The organism is Tetragenococcus muriaticus DSM 15685, assembly GCF_000423785.1.
Taxonomy (GTDB): Bacteria; Bacillota; Bacilli; order Lactobacillales; family Enterococcaceae; genus Tetragenococcus; species Tetragenococcus muriaticus.
Genome location: NZ_AUIQ01000036.1, coordinates 1 through 21,583, shown reverse-complemented (window position 1 = coordinate 21,583; position 21,583 = coordinate 1). Strand labels below are relative to the sequence as shown.

The window sequence follows — 21,583 nt, the reverse complement described above, 5'->3', positions numbered from 1 at the left end:
CAAAATCAATAGGAATAAAAGAGTACCCATCAGAAAAGCCTAAAGTTAGCATGCGATAGCCTTTATAACCTTTTTGTAAAGCATGATCCCAAAGGCGCGCCAAACCAGGCACTTTCTGACTTCGATTTCGATAGAACGTTGAGTCATCCAAAACAAGCGTACGTAGATGGGTACTTGGATCTGTTAATCGATGGATCTTTTCGATCACAGAAGCACTAAAACGAAGCAGAAAGCTACGCCAATTATTGTGCGGATCGTTCATCAAACGGTAAACGGTATCTTTCTTCATATATTGATCTGCTTCACGTCCGCTGAGGACTTTTAGCAATTTCATCCGCTGCTTGAGTGGCTTTATGATCTGCTTCACGTCCGCTGAGGACTTGGTTCAAGGTCTTGCCCTTAAACACTAAACTGAAAAGAAAAGTAAAAATAATGGCGGGAGAATAGCCTTTTTGCTTACAAATAGAGGTTTGTCGTAAACATTTCAGGACGTTCAGTTCAGAAAAAATTGCGTTCATTTCATTTGGTAATTGATTTTTGATGTTTTTTAAGTGTATCATAAGAGCAAGAACTCCTTGTTTTTAGATTTGTCGTTAAATCCATTATAAAACAAAAGGAGTTCTTTTTGTATCCTTTGAACAAAAGTCAAGCGAACCATTATTTTACTATCAGCGTTGTTCTATCAAAGGGACATCATCATTTTGGGTATGCGAAACTTGAGTAATAAAATTAGTTTATAAATGAAGAAGCTGGGACATAAATAAAGACAAGACAAAAATACCCGAACGATATTTGATAAGATTTTCTAATTGTCGTGAATTTGCGACGAGGACCTACTGGACCGCAGGAGCAATCTCTCTTATAGTTCGGATATTTTATTATTAAAGAGACTTTTGTCCCAGCCTCCTTTTTAACCAAGAGATAAAAAACTTTTTGTATGTAACCTCTATTTTCTGTATAACTAAACTGATTAAATAATTGGAGTGGTTTTATGAAAATCGGAATACCTAAGGAAATAAAAAACAACGAAAATCGTGTAGCCTTACCCCCCTCAGGCGTATACGAGCTAATTCAAAGTGGACATGAAATTTTTGTGGAAACTCACGCAGGATTTGGTTCATCATTTAAAGATGAGGCATATGAAGAAGTAGGCGCAACTATTGTTCAAACTCCCGAAGAAGTTTGGGTACAAGACATGGTAATGAAAGTCAAAGAACCGTTAGAAGAAGAGTATAAATATTTCCGTTCTGGACTAATTTTATTTACTTACTTACATTTAGCAGCAAATAAACCTGTAGCTCAAGCTTTACAGAAAGCAAATGTGACAGCTATCGCTTATGAAAATGTGCAGTTAGATAATCATGCTTTGCCCTTATTATCTCCAATGAGTGAAATTGCTGGAAGAATGGCTGCTCAAATTGGGGCCGAGTTTTTAGAAAGTCCTAAAGGAGGAAAAGGTATTGTATTATCTGGTGTTCCGGGTGTACGAAAAGGCAACGTTGTCGTCATCGGCGGAGGAGTAGCTGGAACAAATGCTGCTAAAATTGCTCATGGACTTGGCGCTAATGTAACCATTTTAGACGTAAATATTAATCGTCTGAAAGAATTAGATACCGAATTTAACGGCGGAGTTCAAACTTTAATGTCCAATAATTTCAATATCGAGGAACAATTAAAAACAGCGGACTTAGTTGTCGGAGCAGTTTTACTTCCCGGACGTAAGGCCCCAACTCTTGTTACAAGAGAAATGGTTAAGAATATGCCTGATCATTCTGTAGTCATTGATATTGCTATCGATCAAGGGGGAATTTTTGAAACAGAAACAAAAACAACTACGCATGACGATCCTACTTACGTAGAAGAAGGCGTGACTCATTACGCGGTGGCAAATATGCCAGGAGCTGTTGCTCAAACTGCGACAATTGCTTTAAGTAATTCCACCCTTCCTTTTGCTGAAAAATTAGTACAAGGACCTATTGAAGAAGTATTACAAAATGAACCAGCTTTATATCGCGGTGTCAATACTTACCAAGGCCACCTGGTACATCAAGCGGTAGCTGAAGATTTAGGAATTGAGCATACTCCACTAAGTAATCTGTTATAAGTTTAAATGAATAAAAATAGCGAGGTCAGATGTTACACTACCCTCGCTATTTTTATTTTCTAATTAATTCTTTTTCTGAGCCTTAATAAACTGCTTCTCAATCTTAAACCGATCTGTTTGTCACTCAAGTTACAAACACAACGAAAAAGTTATAGGACACACACTTATGAGTACATAAAAACAATTTCTCCAGCAATAATCAAAAATGTGTTATGATGAAAGAAATAAACCAATAACTATAAAGGAAGGATCGAAATGGAAAATGTTTTAGCCTTTGAAGTCACACAAACAGAAAATGTATTTTCTCGTGGCCTTGTACAAAAACAGCTAGGAGCATTAAAGAAAAATGACGTTCGTGTTCAAATAGAATATTCTGATATTAATTATAAAGATGCGTTAGCTGCAACCAAAAATGGCGGCGTTGTTGCCGATTATCCTAAAGTTATTGGGATTGATCTGGCAGGCACAGTTATTGCGTCAAATGATGAAAATTGGAAAGCTGGACAACAGGTTCTAGCAACCGGCTATGGTTTAGGAACCAGTAGAGATGGTGGATTTAGTCAAGTACAAGATATACCAGCTGAGTGGTTAGTTGAATTACCTCAGAGGCTAACTTCAAAAGAAGCCATGAAATTTGGCACAGCTGGTTTTACAGCAGCCTTAGCGATACAATCATTAAATGACTCAGTTGAAAAAGATGCCTCTATTCTTGTAACAGGAGCAACAGGTGGCGTAGCTAGTACAGCAATCGCTCTTTTATCCCAACTAGGATATTCAAATATCATAGCTTTATCCTCTAAAAAAGAACAAGCTCAATGGTTATTAAATCTGGGCGCTACTGATATTAAAACACCAGCAGAAATTTTGCCTGAAAAAAGACATCCCATAGGTAAACAAAGATTTGATGCAGTCATTGATACAGTAGGTGGAGAGATTTTAGCTAACCTTTTGCCTTTTGTTCAATATAATGGAACAGTTATTTTATGTGGCAATGCTAGTGGTATAACATTAAACACAACGGTCTTGCCCTTTATTTTACGTGGTATCAAAATGATAGGAATCGATTCTGTCTACGTTGGTATGTCTCAGCGAAAACAAATTTGGGAATTTTTAGCAGAAAACAAGAAAGTATTCGAACAATTATCTTACCAAGAAGTCGACTTAACTGATTTAGATGAAACGATTGATTCCTTACTAAACGGCACTCATAGCGGTCGTACCATTGTTAATCTGGGAGGAACAAAATGAGGGTATTAATTACTGCAGGAGGTACATCAGAAAAAATTGATAATGTACGTTCTATCACCAACCATTCGACCGGCCGTTTGGGTTGTTTGATTGCAAAAGAGTTTTTACATAAACAAGTAACAGTCGATTATGTAACAACAGTTCAAGCAAAACATCCTGTAGAGGATAAAAAATTAAAAACTCATGAAATTGCTGGTACACAAGAATTAACAGAACAATTACAACATCTCTTACAAAAAAATCACTATGATGCAGTCATTCATAGTATGGCAGTTAGTGACTTTACCCCAGCACAAACTTTTTCTCAAGAAGGTTTTTTAGAAGAAATAAATCACTTGTTTAAAGAAAAAAACGGCCCATTAACTAAAGCAGATCTTACACAGATCGCTGCTACTAACACAACTGAGGAGAAAAAAATTTCTTCTGATATCGAACAACTTTATTTAGTGTTGCAAAAAACGCCTAAAGTTATTCAGTTAATCAAACAAATACAACCTGAGACTCTATTGGTCGGCTTTAAATTATTAGTAGATGTATCAAAACAATCATTGATTACTACTGCACAAACAAGTATGGAACATAATCAAGCAGATTATGTTTTGGCAAACGACCTAGCAAAAATTACAAAACATCAACATATTGGTTATCTTATCGATAAATACGGCCAATTAGTCGATGAAAAACAAACCAAGGAAGATATTGCAACATTAATTGTAGAAACAGTCATGAACTAAATCGCATGAGCTTATAGGAGGTACTAAAATGACGAAACATATTTTATTAGCAGTTACCGGTAGTATTTCTGCTTATAAAGCAGCAGATATCGCACATGAATTAACTAAAAGGGGATATGCTGTAGATGTTTTGATGTCTAAAAGCAGTCAAGAATTTGTTACACCTTTGACTTTACAAACTTTAACGAAGCGTAGAGTTCATACTGATGTTATGGATGAACCTATTCCTAGTAATATTAATCATATCGAACTAACTAAACCAACTGATTTGTTTTTAGTCGCACCTGCAACTGCTAATATTATTGGTAAGCTTGCTACAGGTATAGCTGATGATTTGATTACAACAATTGCATTAGCACTGCCTAGTGATCGTGCAAAGTTAGTCGCACCAGCGATGAACACGAATATGTATGACCACCCTATTGTACAAAAGAACCTGCAAACATTGAAAGATATCGGCTATAACGAAATCAGTCCACGAGAATCATTACTTGCTTGTGGCGATTTTGGTTCAGGCGCATTAGCTACCGTTGATACTATTATAGAAGAAACGGTAGCTATCCTTGAAGGTAAGGAGGCTTAACGAATTCATGCAGCAAAAACAAAAAACTTTTCGCCTAGTTTTAACGGCCTTCTTTCTAGCTATTTTGCTATTACTTGCCACCGTTCCCTTTCTCGGATTCATTCCTATCGGACCTTTAAACGCAACGACTTTGCACATTCCTGTGATTGTCGCTTCTCTCGTTTTAGGTCCCCGGGTTGGAGGCTTTTTAGGCGCTAGTTTTGGTTTAATTAGTATGATCCGTTCAACCATTATTGTAACGCCCCTTTCTTTTGTCTTTTCTCCCTTTATCGCACCGTTTGGAACAAGTGGTTATGGGAGCTGGAAAGCATTACTGATTGTTTTTATTCCACGAATTTTAATTGGGATTGTCCCTTACTATTTCTACCAATGGTTTGAAAAAAAGATGAAGCAGCGAAAACGTGGCTTAGGACTGTTCCTTGCAGGTTTACTTGGAGGAGTCGTGAATACTGTTGTGGTCATGAACATGATATACTTCTTATTCCAAAGAGAATACGCACAAATGATCGGAGAAGCCGGCGGTGCCGTCTATACAGCTATTCTTTCCATTATTTTTGCTCAAGGTATCCCGGAAGCTATTATAGCAGGAATTGCTACCGCAGGAGTTGCTGCTGTTTTATTACGTTTCTTAAAAAACCGAATATAAAAAAAGAGATTGCTTAATGATAGGCAATCTCTTTTTTTGCTCTTTGTTCATCTTATTGATAACCAAAATAGGTAGCTAAAAGAAACAGAAAAGTTGTGGTCTATAGAGACTGGGTCAAAAGCATGAGCCAAAATAAGTGCTATAAGAATTCATTTCTTGCTTGCTAACACTAGAAATGATAGCATCCTTTTTGCCCCTCTATCTTTGACTCTTATCTATCAAAGTTTTATTCACTTCTTCTCCGATAATTCGAACTTCCGTTTGTAAATCAACATCAAATTTTTCTTTGATCACATCTTGAATATGCGTAATCAATTCCACATAATCAGTAGCAGTAGCACCATCTAAATTAATAATAAAACCAGCATGTTTATTTGATACTTGGGCACCCCCCCACTGTAAGCCTTGCAATCCAGCTTCTTGAATTAATTTTCCAGTAAAATGACCAGGGGGGCGTTTGAAAACACTACCGCACGAAGGATATTCCAATGGTTGCTTAGATTCTCTTAAGTAAGTCAATTCATCCATACGTTCTTTTATAAAGTGATATTGGCCTCTTTGCAAAGCAAAACGTGCATTCAAAATGATGCCGTGTCGCACTTGAATCATGCTGTTCCGATAACTAAAATTCATCTCTTGATTTGAAAAAGTCTGTATAGATCCGTCTGGCATTAAAACATCGCAAGAATCAAATACGTCTTTAATTTCTCCACCATAAGCGCCAGCATTCATAAACACAGCCCCACCGACACTACCAGGGATACCACACGAAAATTCTAATCCAGATAATGAAGCTTCTAAAGCAGCGTAACTCGTATCTATTAAACGAGCTCCAGCTTGGACTTCCACCATATTATCCGTTACTTGAATTTGATCCATCGACAAAAGCATGATAACCAGACCACGGATCCCGCCATCCCTTACAATTAAGTTACTGGCATTGCCTAGTACTAGCCAAGGAACATCATGATTACGACAATATAAAACCAACTCCTCCGCTTCATTTTCTGACTCGGGAAAAGCTAGAACATCAGCCGGTCCTCCTGTTTTTGTAAACGTATAATACTTTAATGGCTCATCTATCAATAAATTAATCGTAGGAAATTGTTGTACTAATTTTTCTTTATTCACCAGAAATATCTCCTTTTTCAAACGTCCTACTCATTCTATCATGTTCTTTATAAGCTGACTACTAATTGTTTTATCGTATGTTCTTTTTTTCTTTTTGTTTTAACATTTCAGTGCAAATTTTATGGCTAAGATAAACGTTATCTTGCCGTAATCCATCTGTCCTTCTCGTTTCTAAAGATTTAAGAAAAGCTTGAACCATTGGATAAAAGCCACGCTTTACTAGTGTATTTTCCCAATCATCAAATGTTTCCACCTGCTCTTGTGCCTTCTGTTGCGTGCTAAATTGTGTTAAATCCGTTAAACGATAAGTTCCACTTTCAGTCGTCAATTGATAATTTTCTTGGTTGGCCCCGCTTTTAGTATCCATACTTAAAAGTGTAGTTGTCTGTTTTGTTACTAGTTTAAGCAAAGCGGTCTCTAATAAGTTTTCCTGTGTTTCATAAATATCACTATAAAATGTCTGGATCGAATCATCTAAAAGATAAACAGCTGTATCAACCAAATGTAAAAATACATCAAATATTTCAAAAGTCGTATTTTTAGCATTAGCGACTTGATTTTTTTGTAAAAATAATAGGCGCTTACCTTTTTGTGTCTGTAATCTTTTTACCATCGGAGCAAAACGTCGGTTAAAACCTATCATCAAAATTTGATCTTTTTCTTTTGCTAAAGCCAAAAGTTCTTCTACTTCTGCAATGTCTTCACTTAAAGGCTTGTCAACAAAGACATCGACATGATTTTCCAAACATTTTCTTACTAACTGATAATGAGAGGTTGTTGCTGAATGAATAAAACAAGCTTGGATTCCTTCCATTAATAACTCATCTAAGCTATTTTTCATATGCGGTAAACGATAAATCTTTTGTAAATTATTTTGTACCTTTTTATTTCTTGTCGCAAAATAAAATTCTGCTTGATTTTGCATTTGTATATAAACAGGCAAATAAGCTTTTTGCGCGATATTTCCCAGTCCAACTACGCCAACTTTCATGCTTTTTCCTCCCTTACACTTCAGTTTCTTTCTATAGTATCGTAACTCTTAAGAAAATAAAATCATATTTTTAGCATTTTACTTAGTAAATTCTTTGAACAAATCTATACCACAAATAGGAAATCAAAAAATAGCGCTCATTTGTATTTTGCTAGATTATTTGAAGAAATATTCCGTTGGTGCTAAAATACATAAGTGTATTATGGAAATGATGACCGTTTGGCAAAGGACATCTATTCCTTTAACAGGAGATGACCATTAATGAACTTTATTGCGATGGACTTTGAAACAGCTAACGCTCAAAGACACAGCGCTTGTTCTTTAGCACTTACTAAAGTAGAAAATAGTCAAATTGTAGATGAATTCTATACCTTAATTAAACCAGAAACAAAATTTTTTTGGAAAAATATCCAAGTTCATGGGATACGCCCTCAAGATGTAGCTGATGCTCCAAAATTTCCAGAAATATGGCCTATCATTCAGCCCTACTTTCAAAAAAATAATTTAGTTGTAGCACACAACGCTAGTTTTGATAATAGCGTACTAGCTGGGTGTTTGAATTATTACAACTTAGAACCAGCTAATTTTTTATCATTATGTACGGTTAAAACAAGCCGCAAGTTGTATCCAGAAATCGATAATCATAAACTCAATACAATTTGTAAATTTTTAGATATCCCATTGGACAATCACCATGATGCACTAGCTGATAGTCGTGCTTGCGCTCATATTTTATTGGAAGAAGAAAAATACTTTGGTACAGAACCGCTTAAATCATTAGTTATTGCAAAATAAAAAGAGGCTGGGACAAAAGTCTCTTTAATAATAAAATATCCGAACTATAAGAGAGATTGCTCCTGCGGTCCAGCAGGTCCTCGTCGCAAATTCACGACAATTAGAAAATCTTATCAAATATCGTTCGGGTATTTTTGTCTTGTCTTTATTTATGTCCCAGCTTCTTTTTATTTTGCAGAAAAATTTAGCTTTTTATTTCCACTATCTCTTGTCTGGATAACGAAATGTTATCCCTTTATCCAATTTTTGGTTTTTGACTAACAGGTCTACTTTCTTTATTTGCTTCATATTTCCGCTTATCTTATTCAAAGGACGGCTATTCTTTAGTCGATCATCTTACTCATCAATAATACTTCTAAAAAACGCCCATCATCTCCTGTAGCTCCGCGTTTCATCACAGCTTCTGTTTGAAACCCATATTTCTCATAAAGATGAATTGCTCGCGTATTTTGCTTTTGCACAGTTAATTCTAAGCGTCTAATCTGTTGAGATTGCTGTGCCCATTCTATTAACTCTTCCAATAAAATACTACCTAAGCCTATACCCCAATAATCTTTTAAAAGAGAAATACCTACTTCACCAATATGAGCGACTCGTTTTTCTTCGCTGCTTCTTACAGAAGCACTTCCTACAATTTCTTCCTCTACCAAGGCTACCAAAAGTAACTGATGATCACTGTTATAAATAGTGTCTAGTTGATTTTCTAGCAAGTTAAGCGGTAAATTCGTACCATATTCGTCCATGACTAAATATTCAGTTTGGCTCCCAATCGTTTGAGAAACTTCTACGATTTGTTTGGCATCTTTAGGCAATGCCTCCCTTATGGTAACATCTACATCTTCATTCATTATACTGCTCCCATCCGTCTTCAATTCTTTTTTTAAATACATTGGCATAGGGACCAAAATCTCTTAAGGTTACTTGTCGCTTATTCTCATCTTCAGAATCTTTTTCAATCACTAATTCCAAATAATCTAAAGGAACAGCATCTTGTAGCTGTCTTCCCCACTCAATCACACAAAGACCTTCACCTTCAAAATATTCATCTAAGCCTAAGTCCCAAGCCCCAGTTTCTATCCGATAAACATCCATATGATATAAAGGAAGGCGACCGTCAAGATATTCCCTTATAATCGTATAGGTCGGACTTTTTACTGTTTGATCAATCTCCATTCCTTCTGCGATTCCTTTTGTTAACGTCGTTTTTCCAGCGCCCAGATCTCCTGTTAAAATTAAATTATCGCCAGCTTTTGCTACTTTTCCAATAATAATAGCGAATTTTTTTGTTTCATTAACATTTTGTAAAGGGATCATCTTTCTCACTTCCTTTCAATCAAGATCTAGTATAGCTTTTTTACTAAAAAATAGCAAAAAACTGAAAAAGTCGATCTAAAAAGATCAACCTTTTCAGTTCTACAATGTTTCATCCCATTACAGATTGCGCTGCTGTAATAATCGATAATTTGTAAACATCTTCTTCATTACAACCTCTAGACAAATCCGAAACGGGTTTGTTCAACCCTTGTAAAATAGGTCCGATCGCTTCGAAATTTCCTAGACGTTGAGCAATTTTATAGCCAATGTTTCCTGATTGTAAGTCAGGAAAAACAAAGACGTTCGCTTTACCAGCAACCTCTGATTCGGGAGCTTTCAATTGTGCTACAGTTTGAATATAGGCGGAATCAAATTGTAACTCTCCATCAAGTGGAAGTTCTGGTGCCATTTCTTTGGCAGCTTTTGTAGCTTCCATGGTTGCTTCTGATTGAGGTCCTTTAGCTGACCCTTTCGTCGAAAAGCTTAACATCGCCACCCGTGGATCGATATCGAACATCTCCGCTGTTTTAGCTGATTCCACTGCGATCTCAGCTAGCTCTTTAGGTTCTGGAGCAATATTAATGGCACAATCCGAAAAGAGATATTTTTCTTGTTCATTTCCGCGCATCATAAGAAACGCGCCACTTGTGCGGCTAACACCTGGTTTGGTTTTGATGATTTGTAACGCAGGACGTACAGTATCGCTAGTTGCATGAATAGCGCCAGAAACTAATCCATCTGTAATTCCCATATAAGTTAGCATAGTACCAAAATAGTTTTCATCTTTTAAGATTTCTTCTGCTTGTTCTCTAGTAGCTTTTCCCTTGCGACGTTCTAAAAATGCCTCTACAATTTGTTCCCAGCGCTTACAATCGTCCGGATCATAAATCGTCATATTTGAGATATTGATTCCCCGAGTAGATGCAGCGTCTTCAATTTCTTTGCGTTTGCCAATTAAAACCGGCTCAATAAGTTCTTCCCCTCTTAGACGAGCAACAGCACTCAAAATACGAGTATCAGACGCTTCAGGAAAAGCGATTTTAATGCCACGACGAACAATTTTAAATTTCAAACTATCAAATAATTCCATGCATTGTTACCTCCAGATTTTTTCTACTTCTTCATCATACACTATAACTAGGAAAAAAAACAGGGGATTATTCTGTATTAGCCAAAAAAAGTTTACTTTTTAACAATATACTTATTTAAAGAGGTCAAGCTGCTATACCTATATTTTGAAACTGTTATACTTTTTGAGGTAATTGCCAATCAATTGGCGTTTGACCCAGAGCGATAAGAGCATTATTTGTTTTAGAAAACGGCTTAGAGCCAAAAAATCCTCGATTGGCTGATAAAGGACTCGGATGAACCGATTTGATAATAACATGTTTCGATGTATCAATCATAGAAACTTTCTTTTGCGCAGGTTTTCCCCACAAGATAAATACAACAGGCTCTTGGCGTTCATTTAATTTTTCAATCACTTTATCAGTAAGCTGTTCCCAACCTTTACCTCGATGAGAGTATGCTTGACCTTCACGTACTGTTAAAACAGTATTTAACAACAATACACCTTGTTTCGCCCAAGACACTAGATAACCATGGTTTACTGGAGAGATGCCTAAATCACTTTGCAGTTCTTTATAGACATTTTGCAAAGATGGAGGGACTTTAACACCAGGCTGCACAGAAAATGATAATCCATGTGCTTGATTAGGGCCGTGATAAGGATCTTGCCCTAAAATTACGACTTTAACATTTTCGTAAGGCGTAATTTGTAACGCTTCAAAAATATGATACATATCCGGATGAATTTTTTGTGTCGCATATTCTTGTTTTAAAAATTCATGTAAGTGACGATAATAAGGCTTTTGAAATTCTTCGGCTAAAATATCTTGCCAACTATTATGAATGATCGTTTTCATACAACGTCTATCCTCCTTACTCTTTTAAGAATATCTCATAAATCATTTGTTCACAAGTCAACTCGTGAATTTTTGCTAAAAAAACTTTTTCCTTTAAGAATTCCCCCATAGAATATGGTAAAATTTACTTATACTAATGAAAAAAACGAATGAAATCCCCCTTATACTTATGTGCTAAGGGCTAAATTTTTTGTTTGTTTTATACGAAAGGAACCAATATATGATTAAGCTAATTGCTTCAGATATGGACGGCACACTACTTGACGCTAATATGCATATTCCAGAAAAAAACGTGGCTGCGATTAAATACGCCCAAGCTCAAGGTATCGAATTTATGGTAGCTACAGGTCGTAATCGACTCGAAGCACTGCCTTCATTAACAGAAGCAGGAATTAAATGTGCCATGATTACGCTCAATGGAGCACAAGTATTTGATGAAGAAGGAAATTCCATATTTATGGAATCTATTGAGTTAGAAACTGCAGAAAAAGTTTTAGATCTTTTGGAAAAAGAAGACATTTACTGTGAAATCTCTACCAACAAAGGAACTTTTTCTCAAAGTAAGGAACGGCGTATCGAAAACTTTGCCACTATGGTAGCTGAAGCGATGCCCCATTTAACTCATAAAGTAGCTATTGCAATGTCTACAGCTCGTCTTGAATATTTACCGATTCACTTTGTTGATAGCATTCGCGAAGTTATGCGGCGAAAAGACATTATCGTCTTAAAGATTATTTGTTTCCATCGAGATGGGTCTGCATTTTTAGGTCCGGCTGCCCGAATGGTCAACGAAAATTTTACAAACTTATTTGTGACTTCTTCCGGACAAAATAATTTAGAAATTAATCATCACTTAGCACAAAAGGGGATTGCGGTTGCCCATATTGCTAAAGATCGAGGTATTAATTTAGATGAAGTTATGACAATTGGTGATAATTTAAATGATGTAAGTATGATACAAGCAGCAGATGTAAGTTTTGCTATGGGCAATGGTTTGCCAGAAGTTAAAGAATATGCCAAATATACGACAGATACAAATATTGCTGCGGGAGTAGGGCAGGCTATTTATCGCGCGATTAAAGAAAATTTATAACCACTTACTTTAAAAGGAAACAAGTTTAACGAATAAGGAGATGGAGCATGTGGCAAAACTCTATATTCATGATAAACAACTAAGTAATGTTACTCGTACTGTTGTAACCAATGAACACGGACACTCTCTTTTCTTAATTGTCGGTCGTTGGGGAACACAAGGAGATGTGCTTTCTTTATATTGTATGAACAAAACATTAGTTGCAAGTATTAAACAAATTAGTTTAGCTTTTGGTAGCCGGTTTGAAATCTATGAAAATGACAAAAAGGTCGGAACGCTGCAAAAAATATTTAACTGGCCCGGTGATTTCTATTACATCAAACAACTAAACTGGAGCGTTCATGGAGATATTCACAATCACTATTATAAAATCCACCATTTTAATAAAAAAATCATGCAAATGCGTAAAGTAGCTTTTGTTACTGGGGATTATTATTTATTAGAAGTTCCTCAATCAGCTAATATCCCCACTTGTATATGTATCGCAGCTATCATGGACTATTGGCTATATAATCGCAATCGTAAAAAAACCATGTTCTATTTTAATGGAAGGTTGTCTAATAGTTTAGATTAATAAAATCAAAAGAGAGTTTTTTCATAATAAATACCCAAACTATAAAGAGATTATTCCTGCGATTTGAGCAGGTCTTTATCGCAAATCCACGATAATTCATCTCTTAATTATAGTTCGGGTATTTTTTCTCTCATAAACTATACGTAACTAGGGAGTTGTTTTTGCATATGGTGATAAGGATGGTCACTAAGAACCTGCTCTCCTACAATTTTAAATCCCTCTTTTTCATACAATTGCTTCGCTTTTTCATTTCGATGATCCACACATAACCCTATAACTGAAGCTCCACTTTTCGCAGCAAATTGTTGCACAGCAGTTAAAAGTTCAGAACCAATACCTTGTCCTCGGTATGTCTCATCCACACATAATAAGTCCAAATACCATTCCCCAGCAAACGATTCTTGTTCAGAAAATAAAGATTGATCAGTTAAGCCGTATTTACTAAAAGCTTTTTCGAAACTTTCATCGATCGTTTCTTCCTCACTAGCAAAAAAGCCAAAAGCAATCCCAGCGACTTCTCCATCCACATCGTTTACTAAACCGCGATGATAACCATAACGATAGTCAGGATCTTCCATCGCCTCTTCTAATGCTGTAAGAACCAATTGGTCATCCGCCTTTTCTAAAATAGAAAGCTCCATATCTTTTAAGATCACTAACACCAACTCAGCAATTCTAGGTGTATCTTCACTTGTAGCAAATCGTATCATAAGGTCCCCTCTTTCTTAATGAATTTTATTTTCCAACCCTTCTTTATTTTGCTATACTACATTTAGGAGGTATGAAAATGAACGTACTTTATATATCTATTTCTGGCAATACTCGCTCCTTTGTCCAACGTTTGCAACATATTGCTGAAGAAGAAAATAAAAAAGATTCGAATGCTTTTATTATACACGCTAAAGAAATCGACGACAATACACCAGAAGAAGCAGAAAATGAACCTTTTTTTGCTTGTGTCCCTACCTATTTAGAAGGGGGAAATGGATTAGACAATGGAGATCAAGAAATTTTAACCGAAAGTTTACGCGATTACATTGAATTCCAGGATAATCCAGAACTATGCTTAGGGGTGATTGGTAGTGGAAATAAAAATTTTAATGAGCAATATTGCTTAACAGCTAAACAATACGCTTCCCAATTTAACGTACCCTTTTTAGCTGATTTCGAATTACGCGGAACTGATAATGAAATTCGTTCAATTTATCAATTACTCTGTAACAAATGGCAAGCCGCCACCCAATAATAACAAATAAAAAACGGAGGTAAAGTTTTGTTTCACTTATTAAAAGCCTTTTTATCTGTTTACGAAACGCATAATTTTACCAAAACAGCAAATAATCTCTACTTATCACAGCCCACAGTCTCTTCTCAGATTAGAAAATTAGAAGACTATTTGAATGTTTCCTTGTTTGTTCGCAATGGAAAACAAGAAATTCTTCCTACAAAAGAAGCAGACTTTTTGTATCCTAGAATTTTAAAAATCATTGAAGAATGGAACGACGCTATTACCCATGTCGATACACAAAAAACTTATCGAGAAAAATGCGTCCTAGCGAGTTCACAAACATGTGGAGCCTATCTTATTCCTAAAATTGTTCCTGTTCTAGTTAAACATTTTCCTATGGTAAATTTTAGTTTTCCAGTGATGTCTGGTCCTGAAATTGTTCAAGAATTAGAAAAAGCCAAAGTAGACTTTGGACTCATTGAAACGCCAGAGCGTAGTGAATTAATGACACGTCATGTCATCGCTAAGGATGAACTCGTTCTTGCTGGTGACTCTAATTCAGACTATTGGATATTGCCTGAGACCAATTCGCCTTTAGGCTTTATTAATGAAAATTATTTAAAATATAATAACCTTTCCCCTAACCTGATTCGAACATACAATCATGAAATGGCTCTAGCATTATTAAAACACCAAGTGGGTAAGACAATTATTTCCAAACTTGCTTTAGATCCATCCATTCCTTATCAGCATTTAAAAACTCTAAACAATAGAAACCTTTATTTTGTAACTCGAAAAAAAGTTGTTTCTGAAAAACTGGGAAAAATCTCTCGTTTTATTCAAGAACGATTATCTGATACGACAGATCAACTAACTTAAAAAGTAGCTGCTTATTCAAAAAAGTTGAATAAGCAGCTACTTTTTATCCACAATTTTTTCTACAAAAACAAAGGAAAACTACGGTAAGGTTTCACAAATTATTCAATCAAACAAAAAAACAGAACGTTCAATTACTTATTTTTATTTCATTTCTTTTTTTATCTTTTATTTTGTGTGAAACAACTTAATTAAAGAAACCGTTTTGCAGACTATACTGTTCTCCTTGTAAAATATCATACTGAATCAAACGATAGTCGTTATAAACTTCTTGTTGGTTTCTATTTAAGCTTAATTCTTCATGCCATTGTTTTTGGCTATCCACATACATTCTGGGTTCAAAAGCAGATAAAATTTCCTCCAAATCCGTCAATAATTCATAAAAAGGGGTGGCCTCTAACCCAGCTTGTTCGAACAGATTAGGAGCAAAATAAAATGGACTGGTTACTTCTTCATTTTCCTGTGATAAACCATTCTCAGAATCAAACATCAAAAATTCGGTTTGATGTAAATCCTCAGTAGAATTTTGTGCTTGTAAATGGTCTGAATATATCCCTGGCAAATGATCTCCCCAAAATACAACAAGTGTGCGCTCAGGCAGATCCGCAAGTTCTTCCGTAAACTCTTGTAAAGCCTGACTACTGTAATCAATATCTTGTAAATACCCTTCGATATTTCGATTATTTTCTTCACCCGTCACTTGATAATCGACATTATCATATTTACCTTCATAAGGCATATGTGTTTGCATCGTCACTAAATGAACAAATTGCGGCGTTTGGTCTTTTCGTAAAAGATCAAGCACTTGTTGATAAGAAGCTTCATCTGAAATATAAGGGTTATTTTCAATAGTTTGAGTATAATCCATACTATCTTGATCCATAAACTGATCAAAACCTAAAATAGAATAAACATCTTGCCTTTTATACATAGAAGTATCATAAGGATGGATTGCTGTAGTATTATATCCGCGTTCTGTAGACAACGAAACTAGTGAAGGCAATCGATCCATTTTAGGAACCAGCATGGTATATGGTGTGGTCATTTGTGGGTTTAGTAATTCCATAGAAAAACCTGTCAAAGCTTCAAATTCAATGTTAGCAGTACCTCCGCCATAATTTTGTGAGAGCATTTTCCCGCTATACGTCTGTTGGGCTAAATCTTTATATTCTTGTAAGGGATCTCCTCCTGTAATGGATAGCCCTTGCAAATGTTCAGGATTGGAGAAGCTTTCACTCATGACATAAACAATGTTTGGTTGTTCGTCTTCTTCAGTAGAAGCTGCTTGAGGTTGATACTTATCGGTAATTTCTTCAATAGTCTCTTCAGAATAATTGCTGGGCTCTTCCATCGCTTCCACACGTAAATTATATAAAAACCCCCCAACAAACCCTGTATTATAATAATTCATTTCTTGAGAATAAGGAATCCACAAAGCGGTCCGATCATAAGCGCGTCTTAATAAATTACTTTCTTCATTAAAATGACTAATATAGACTAAAGCAAAAAAGCTAAGACAAAGCATCGTTAGACGCACAATTTGTTGATTCTTTGTCAAAAAGAAACTGCGAAATAGCTGGTAAACAAAAAGTACAACGACGACGACCATTACAATACAAATAACAGTAAAAGGTCCGGTACCTAACACCTCTTTGAAAAAGTTCCATTGCGTAATCATATTTAAATCATCAGGATAAACTGGTTCTTGGCGAAATTGCATTTTCATATAAGTTGCCAAACCAATCCCTGTAATAAAAAGAGTATATAAACTAGCCCCTGCTATAAGCGAGCCGGCTAAGCTAGCGAAAAATATAAATAGCACGAGTAATACCAAACTAGCTAGAAAAAACTTTTCTGTATGCCAAAAAAATGCAAAATTCATAGCTAAGTCAACAGATAAATCGTTTTGACACCATTGTAAAAAAAGATTACTAAAAATAATGCCACATAAAATTAATAAACCAATAACAACATATTGAAACTTTTTATACATTTTACAAACACCTTACTAACTTAAAAAAGACTGAAACAAAAACTTTTAGCAAAATTCACGTTTCTCTCATTCAAGAAATTCTCTATACTTCAGTCGTTTGGTTTGAAAATCCAGCCAACCTTTTCACAAAGAATTTCGCTGAATCTTACTAAAAATAAAAAACGTCTCAGTCTCATCTATATATTCATGCAATTGTTTATTTCCAAAAATCAGTGAAAATGGAAATTGGTTGATGGCGTTTATGTTGTGACTTTTCCCATAAGTCTTCGATAGTAGATTGTGCACAACTAGCAATTTCTTTGCCTTCAAGGTAATCATCTATCTCATCATAGGAAACACCTAAAGCAGCCTCGTCGCTTATTTGCGGCTTTTCTTCTTCTAAGTCTGCGGTAGGTACTTTAACATAAAGTTCTTCAGGCGCATTTAACTCTTGTAACAATAATCTTCCTTGACGTTTGTTTAACCGAAATATAGGTAAAAGATCTGCCGCGCCATCGCCAAATTTAGTGAAAAAACCAGTGATATTTTCAGCAGCATGATCTGTTCCGATCACAGCTCCTGAGAATTCTCCTGCAATCGCATATTGAGTAACCATACGTTGACGAGCTTTGATGTTTCCTTTGTTAAAATCGGAAACTGTCATCCCTACTTCACGTAAAGACGACACTTGCGCATCTACAGCGGGTTTGATATCTACTTCAATTTGTGTATCTGGTTGAATAAATTCGATTGCTTGCGTTGCATCTTCTTCATCAGCTTGTGTTCCATAAGGAAGTCGCACAGCAATAAAATGATAATCCGAATCCTTCGTTTCATGCCGAACTTCTTCCATAGCTAACTGGGATAAACGTCCCGCTAAGGATGAATCTTGTCCACCACTAATGCCTAAGACAAATGTTTTCAAAAAAGGATTCTTATATAAATATTCTTTTAAAAAGTCAATACTTTTACGAACTTCTTTCTGCGGATCGATCACAGGTCGGACTCCTGTTTCGTCGATGATTTTTTCTTGTAAACTCAAAATTCATTCCTCCTAGCTTTATAACACTTACATAGTGGTATCTTCCACTTCTTGACGAACTTTATTTAAAAGTCGCATCTTATGATTATAACAATCGGTCGATAAATCCACTGGATAAGGCTGTGGATTTAATTCTCGTTTGTATTCTTCCCACAATAATCCTAAGCAACGTTTGGAATATGTTTTAATATCTTCTAAATTAGGCATATCATAAACTAATCTCCCTTGATCGAAGATATCGTGTAGAAGAACGCGAGCAGTAAAATCGGTCACAGTTTTGTTAATATAAGTATGCACTGGATGAAACATGTAAATACTGTCTTGTTTGTTAGGTGCCTCATCCCACAAAGTCACATAATCTCCTTGAGATTTTCCGTCAGAATTACGTTTAATTCGCCAAACTTGTTTTTTCCCAGGAGTTGTCACTTTTTCAGCATTACTAGAAAGCTTGATTGTATCCACCATTTCGCCTTCTTCATTTTCAATCGAAACAAGTTTGTATACCGCGCCTAAAGCCGGTTGATCATAGGCTGTAATTAAGTTAGTTCCCACACCCCAAACATCTATCTTAGCTTTTTGCATTTTTAAGTTCAAAATTGTATTTTCATCAAGATCATTCGAAGCGTAAATTTTAGCGTCTGGAAACCCAGCTTCATCCAACTGCTCTCTAACTTCTTTGGATATATAAGCCATATCACCGCTATCAATGCGCACGCCTAAAAAGTTAATTTTATCTCCCAACTCTTTTGCCACACGAATAGCATTAGGCACTCCTAATTTCAACGTATCATAAGTATCAACTAAGAAAACACAATCTTTATGAGTTTTAGCGTAAGCCATAAAACCATCATAGTCATTCCCATATGATTGAATCAATGAATGCGCATGAGTGCCACCATCTGGAATACCAAAAACTTTTCCAGCACGCACATTACTTGTAGCATCCGCGCCTCCAATATAAGCTGCACGAGCTCCCCATAGGGCTGCGTCTAGTTCTTGGGCGCGTCGTGATCCAAATTCTAATAACGTTTCATGACCGATTACTGATTTGATACGAGCAGCTTTTGTGGCAATTAACGTTTGAAAATTCACCACATTCAAAATAGCTGTTTCTATTAATTGCGCTTGAGCTAAAGGCCCTTCGATTTGAATAATAGGTTCATTAGCAAAGACTAAGTCTCCTTCTTTGGCAGAACGTACTGTACAAGAAAAGGTGAAATTTCTCAAATAATCTAAAAATTCTTCCGGATAATTTTCTACCGTCCGTAGATAATCGATATCTGATTCAGTAAATTTCAAAGTTTTTAAATAGTCAACTAACCGCTCTAATCCGGCAAATATTGCATAACCATTGTTAAACGGCATTTCTCTAAAAAAACACTCAAAAACAGCGTGCTTATCCGCACGACCAAGTTCCCAATAGGTTTTCACCATATTTATTTGATAAAGATCAGTGTGCAGTGCTAAACTATCATCTTCATAAGTTTTATTCATTACACTCAAGCTCCCTTAATTATTTTCCTATCTATTATATCAAAGAAAACAAATGCTATGTAATAATAACGCTTGTAATAATAACGATTCACAAAAGTCAAAGTTTTTTATTGTCATAAAAGATAATGAACTAGAATTTTTTTGCTATTAACTACATAATGTCATAACGACATAAAAACTCTCTTTTTGTTATACTAAACTTAATAAACATATAGATAAAGGAGGAAGTTATTATGAAACCATTATCAGACGCTACTGTTTTAATCACGGGAGCTACTGATGGCCTGGGAAAAATGACCGCTGAACGCTTTGCCAAACAAGGAGCAAGAGTGTTGTTGCATGGTAGAAATAAAGAAAAAGGGACGCAAGTTCTCGAAGAAATCAAACAAACGACGAATAACCAAAATATAGCTTATTTTAACGGTGATTTCTCTTCTCTTTCTTCAGTCGCTGAGCTATCTGAACAAATTATTTCAAATGACGAACGGTTGGATATTTTGATTAATAACGTGGGGATTGGTGGCGGACCAAGGTCTAAAGATGAACGTGAAATCAGTCAAGACGGCTTTGAACTGAGATGGGCCGTTAATTATTTAGCACAAGTTTTACTTACAAAAAAATTATTACCTATCATTAATGAAGGCGCCAGAATAATCAATATAGCTTCAGTAGGCCAATCGCCAATTGACTTTGACGATTTAAAAATGGAAAAAAATTATGATGGGTACTTGGCATACGCTCGAAGCAAATTAGCTTTAATCATGTTTACTTTTGATCTTTCAGCTGAGCTAAAAGAAAGAAAAATTAACGTCAATGCTTTACACCCAGCGACACTGATGAGCACAAGTATGGTTAAGGATCATTTTGGTCAAGCACAAAGTTCAGTGGAAGAAGGATTTTCTGCTATAGAGTTTCTTGCTACCTCAAAAAATCTAGATGAAATTACAGGAAGATATTTTGAAAATAAATCTCAAGCTCAGGCAAACGCGCAAGCTTATGATAAAGAAGCTAGAAAAAAACTGCGGCAAACAACCACAGATAGTATAGCAGCCTATCTTTAAAAAGCGATAAAAAAATACGACTTGGTTTATACTCTAAAACTTAGTATAAATCAGGTTGTATTTTTTAACTTCAACGCATGATAAATAGACAAATAAGATAGCTATTACTATTTAAGCACATAAGTTTAAAAATGTTATGCGCTTATTTCTGTTTAAGCTCACTAGTTGAGTAAACTTATGTGCTTAGCCTAATTTAACCACACTAGTCCGACGATCTTATGTGCTTAATCCATACTAAATGGAGCTTTTGTTATTCTTTTCTTAAATTAAGCACATAACTTTAGGAATCTTATGTGCTTAAAAGAATTTAACCACACTACTTTTGCACACTTATGTGCTTATTTGCTGATAACCACACTAGTTTGCTAATCTTATGTGCTTATTTCCTTTTAAACTCACTAGATCGGCTAACAGAGCTGTAAGAATCGAGTAGGGCGAAATCAATCGCCCTCTCACGTCACCTGGACATACGGTTCCGTATCCGGCGACTCCATTATGAATATATGTTATGTCTATATTGGTAGTAATCTAAACAACTGACTAGGCCTGCTTGGCCTAGTTTTTGTTTAGTTATTGCCCTTCTTACACAGGTTTTGGTAGCTACCCACTGGTAGTGGTTTCCTGCGTACGATGTTAGTTTAGCTAAGCTCTTATTTACACCTAACTTTTGTAATCCCCATTGTCTCTTGGAGGGAACCTTCCACATCTTCCAGACGATGGTTCGCAATCGCGTTCTTAAATGGGCGTCGATCCGTTCCATCTTGGCTTTCAT

General features: G+C 35.8%; 21 protein-coding genes and 1 pseudogene. 11 read left to right on the top strand and 11 right to left on the bottom strand.

Annotated features, from left to right (window positions below; genetic code table 11):
* Positions 1-560 (bottom strand): annotated as a pseudogene (locus G577_RS12645) (transposase); the annotation flags it as partial.
* A gap of 431 nt (positions 561-991) precedes the next feature.
* Between G577_RS12645 and ald the strand changes: the two are divergent.
* The 5 genes from ald to G577_RS0106650 all read left to right on the top strand — a co-directional run bounded on the left by ald (position 992) and on the right by G577_RS0106650 (position 5,315).
* Positions 992-2,104 carry an alanine dehydrogenase gene (gene ald, locus G577_RS0106670; RefSeq protein WP_028790548.1) on the top strand — a complete coding sequence of 371 codons (1,113 nt, stop codon included), beginning with the start codon at positions 992-994 and terminating at the stop codon, positions 2,102-2,104.
* A gap of 255 nt (positions 2,105-2,359) precedes the next feature.
* Positions 2,360-3,352 (top strand): acrylyl-CoA reductase family protein, encoded by a 993-nt coding sequence (locus G577_RS0106665; protein ID WP_028790547.1) that lies wholly within the window; start codon positions 2,360-2,362, stop codon positions 3,350-3,352.
* The gene (coaB, locus tag G577_RS0106660) at positions 3,349-4,086 is read left to right on the top strand and encodes a phosphopantothenate--cysteine ligase (protein WP_028790546.1); all 738 of its coding nucleotides are present in this window, start codon (positions 3,349-3,351) and stop codon (positions 4,084-4,086) included. Before G577_RS0106665 ends, coaB begins: the two co-directional genes overlap by 4 nt.
* Positions 4,087-4,114: 28 nt before the next feature.
* Positions 4,115-4,669, top strand: coding sequence for a phosphopantothenoylcysteine decarboxylase (coaC, locus tag G577_RS0106655; protein ID WP_028790545.1), 555 nt, complete (start codon positions 4,115-4,117; stop codon positions 4,667-4,669).
* A gap of 7 nt (positions 4,670-4,676) precedes the next feature.
* Complete coding sequence (locus tag G577_RS0106650; protein ID WP_028790544.1) at positions 4,677-5,315, top strand: ECF transporter S component; 639 nt, start codon at positions 4,677-4,679, stop codon at positions 5,313-5,315.
* Between the two features lie 198 nt (positions 5,316-5,513).
* Here the strand turns inward: G577_RS0106650 and murB are convergent, their stop codons facing one another.
* Positions 5,514-6,446: a UDP-N-acetylmuramate dehydrogenase gene (gene murB / locus G577_RS0106645; RefSeq protein WP_028790543.1), complete on the bottom strand. Its 933-nt coding sequence runs from the start codon at positions 6,444-6,446 to the stop codon at positions 5,514-5,516.
* A 70-nt stretch (positions 6,447-6,516) separates the two neighbouring features.
* Positions 6,517-7,437: a Gfo/Idh/MocA family protein gene (locus G577_RS0106640; protein ID WP_028790542.1), complete on the bottom strand. Its 921-nt coding sequence runs from the start codon at positions 7,435-7,437 to the stop codon at positions 6,517-6,519.
* Between the two features lie 261 nt (positions 7,438-7,698).
* On the opposite strand from G577_RS0106640, the gene G577_RS0106635 reads away from it, so the two are divergent.
* Complete coding sequence (locus G577_RS0106635; RefSeq protein ID WP_028790541.1) at positions 7,699-8,232, top strand: 3'-5' exonuclease; 534 nt, start codon at positions 7,699-7,701, stop codon at positions 8,230-8,232.
* A 323-nt stretch (positions 8,233-8,555) separates the two neighbouring features.
* On the opposite strand, the gene G577_RS0106630 is transcribed toward G577_RS0106635, so the two are convergent.
* From G577_RS0106630 to G577_RS0106615, 4 genes are all read right to left on the bottom strand, one after another.
* Entirely contained in the window at positions 8,556-9,080 is a 525-nt protein-coding gene (locus G577_RS0106630; RefSeq protein ID WP_028790540.1) for a GNAT family N-acetyltransferase, read from the bottom strand.
* Positions 9,073-9,546, bottom strand: coding sequence for a tRNA (adenosine(37)-N6)-threonylcarbamoyltransferase complex ATPase subunit type 1 TsaE (gene tsaE / locus G577_RS0106625; RefSeq protein ID WP_028790539.1), 474 nt, complete (start codon positions 9,544-9,546; stop codon positions 9,073-9,075). Before tsaE ends, G577_RS0106630 begins: the two co-directional genes overlap by 8 nt.
* A gap of 109 nt (positions 9,547-9,655) precedes the next feature.
* Positions 9,656-10,636: a phosphate acetyltransferase gene (gene pta / locus G577_RS0106620; protein ID WP_028790538.1), complete on the bottom strand. Its 981-nt coding sequence runs from the start codon at positions 10,634-10,636 to the stop codon at positions 9,656-9,658.
* A gap of 154 nt (positions 10,637-10,790) precedes the next feature.
* Positions 10,791-11,471, bottom strand: coding sequence for a uracil-DNA glycosylase (locus tag G577_RS0106615; protein WP_028790537.1), 681 nt, complete (start codon positions 11,469-11,471; stop codon positions 10,791-10,793).
* 220 nt (positions 11,472-11,691) lie between these two features.
* Here G577_RS0106615 and G577_RS0106610 point away from each other — a divergent pair, with 220 nt between their 5' ends.
* Positions 11,692-12,564, top strand: a complete 873-nt coding sequence (locus G577_RS0106610) for a Cof-type HAD-IIB family hydrolase (RefSeq protein ID WP_028790536.1) — start codon at positions 11,692-11,694, stop codon at positions 12,562-12,564.
* 49 nt (positions 12,565-12,613) lie between these two features.
* Complete coding sequence (locus tag G577_RS0106605; protein ID WP_028790535.1) at positions 12,614-13,138, top strand: LURP-one-related/scramblase family protein; 525 nt, start codon at positions 12,614-12,616, stop codon at positions 13,136-13,138.
* 137 nt (positions 13,139-13,275) lie between these two features.
* Here the strand turns inward: G577_RS0106605 and G577_RS0106600 are convergent, their stop codons facing one another.
* Positions 13,276-13,848 carry a GNAT family N-acetyltransferase gene (locus G577_RS0106600; protein ID WP_028790534.1) on the bottom strand — a complete coding sequence of 191 codons (573 nt, stop codon included), beginning with the start codon at positions 13,846-13,848 and terminating at the stop codon, positions 13,276-13,278.
* Positions 13,849-13,925: 77 nt separating this feature from the next.
* Here G577_RS0106600 and nrdI point away from each other — a divergent pair, with 77 nt between their 5' ends.
* Together nrdI and G577_RS0106590 are read left to right on the top strand one after the other, a co-directional pair.
* Positions 13,926-14,384 carry a class Ib ribonucleoside-diphosphate reductase assembly flavoprotein NrdI gene (nrdI, locus tag G577_RS0106595; protein WP_028790533.1) on the top strand — a complete coding sequence of 153 codons (459 nt, stop codon included), beginning with the start codon at positions 13,926-13,928 and terminating at the stop codon, positions 14,382-14,384.
* A 27-nt stretch (positions 14,385-14,411) separates the two neighbouring features.
* Positions 14,412-15,245: a LysR family transcriptional regulator gene (locus tag G577_RS0106590; RefSeq protein ID WP_028790532.1), complete on the top strand. Its 834-nt coding sequence runs from the start codon at positions 14,412-14,414 to the stop codon at positions 15,243-15,245.
* Between the two features lie 184 nt (positions 15,246-15,429).
* Here G577_RS0106590 and G577_RS0106585 read toward each other — a convergent pair whose 3' ends face one another.
* From G577_RS0106585 to G577_RS0106575, 3 genes are all read right to left on the bottom strand, one after another.
* Complete coding sequence (locus G577_RS0106585; RefSeq protein WP_028790531.1) at positions 15,430-17,235, bottom strand: LTA synthase family protein; 1,806 nt, start codon at positions 17,233-17,235, stop codon at positions 15,430-15,432.
* 196 nt (positions 17,236-17,431) lie between these two features.
* Positions 17,432-18,256 (bottom strand): ammonia-dependent NAD(+) synthetase, encoded by an 825-nt coding sequence (gene nadE / locus G577_RS0106580; protein WP_028790530.1) that lies wholly within the window; start codon positions 18,254-18,256, stop codon positions 17,432-17,434.
* A 27-nt stretch (positions 18,257-18,283) separates the two neighbouring features.
* On the bottom strand, positions 18,284-19,750 hold the full coding sequence (locus G577_RS0106575) for a nicotinate phosphoribosyltransferase (RefSeq protein ID WP_028790529.1): 1,467 nt from the start codon (positions 19,748-19,750) through the stop codon (positions 18,284-18,286).
* A gap of 233 nt (positions 19,751-19,983) precedes the next feature.
* Between G577_RS0106575 and G577_RS0106570 the strand changes: the two genes are divergently transcribed.
* Entirely contained in the window at positions 19,984-20,811 is an 828-nt protein-coding gene (locus G577_RS0106570; RefSeq protein ID WP_028790528.1) for an SDR family NAD(P)-dependent oxidoreductase, read from the top strand.
* Positions 20,812-21,583 lie beyond the last annotated feature (772 nt).

Bases quoted from the DNA above. Each gene is read 5' to 3' on its own strand.
- ald (WP_028790548.1), top strand. From the start codon at position 992: ATGAAAATCGGAATACCTAAGGAAATAAAAAACAACGAAAATCGTGTA.
- G577_RS0106665 (WP_028790547.1), top strand. From the start codon at position 2,360: ATGGAAAATGTTTTAGCCTTTGAAGTCACACAAACAGAAAATGTATTT.
- coaB (WP_028790546.1), top strand. From the start codon at position 3,349: ATGAGGGTATTAATTACTGCAGGAGGTACATCAGAAAAAATTGATAAT.
- coaC (WP_028790545.1), top strand. From the start codon at position 4,115: ATGACGAAACATATTTTATTAGCAGTTACCGGTAGTATTTCTGCTTAT.
- G577_RS0106650 (WP_028790544.1), top strand. From the start codon at position 4,677: ATGCAGCAAAAACAAAAAACTTTTCGCCTAGTTTTAACGGCCTTCTTT.
- G577_RS0106640 (WP_028790542.1), bottom strand. From the start codon at position 7,437: ATGAAAGTTGGCGTAGTTGGACTGGGAAATATCGCGCAAAAAGCTTAT.
- G577_RS0106635 (WP_028790541.1), top strand. From the start codon at position 7,699: ATGAACTTTATTGCGATGGACTTTGAAACAGCTAACGCTCAAAGACAC.
- G577_RS0106630 (WP_028790540.1), bottom strand. From the start codon at position 9,080: ATGAATGAAGATGTAGATGTTACCATAAGGGAGGCATTGCCTAAAGAT.
- tsaE (WP_028790539.1), bottom strand. From the start codon at position 9,546: ATGATCCCTTTACAAAATGTTAATGAAACAAAAAAATTCGCTATTATT.
- pta (WP_028790538.1), bottom strand. From the start codon at position 10,636: ATGGAATTATTTGATAGTTTGAAATTTAAAATTGTTCGTCGTGGCATT.
- G577_RS0106615 (WP_028790537.1), bottom strand. From the start codon at position 11,471: ATGAAAACGATCATTCATAATAGTTGGCAAGATATTTTAGCCGAAGAA.
- G577_RS0106610 (WP_028790536.1), top strand. From the start codon at position 11,692: ATGATTAAGCTAATTGCTTCAGATATGGACGGCACACTACTTGACGCT.
- G577_RS0106600 (WP_028790534.1), bottom strand. From the start codon at position 13,848: ATGATACGATTTGCTACAAGTGAAGATACACCTAGAATTGCTGAGTTG.
- nrdI (WP_028790533.1), top strand. From the start codon at position 13,926: ATGAACGTACTTTATATATCTATTTCTGGCAATACTCGCTCCTTTGTC.
- G577_RS0106585 (WP_028790531.1), bottom strand. From the start codon at position 17,235: ATGTATAAAAAGTTTCAATATGTTGTTATTGGTTTATTAATTTTATGT.
- G577_RS0106575 (WP_028790529.1), bottom strand. From the start codon at position 19,750: ATGAATAAAACTTATGAAGATGATAGTTTAGCACTGCACACTGATCTT.
- G577_RS0106570 (WP_028790528.1), top strand. From the start codon at position 19,984: ATGAAACCATTATCAGACGCTACTGTTTTAATCACGGGAGCTACTGAT.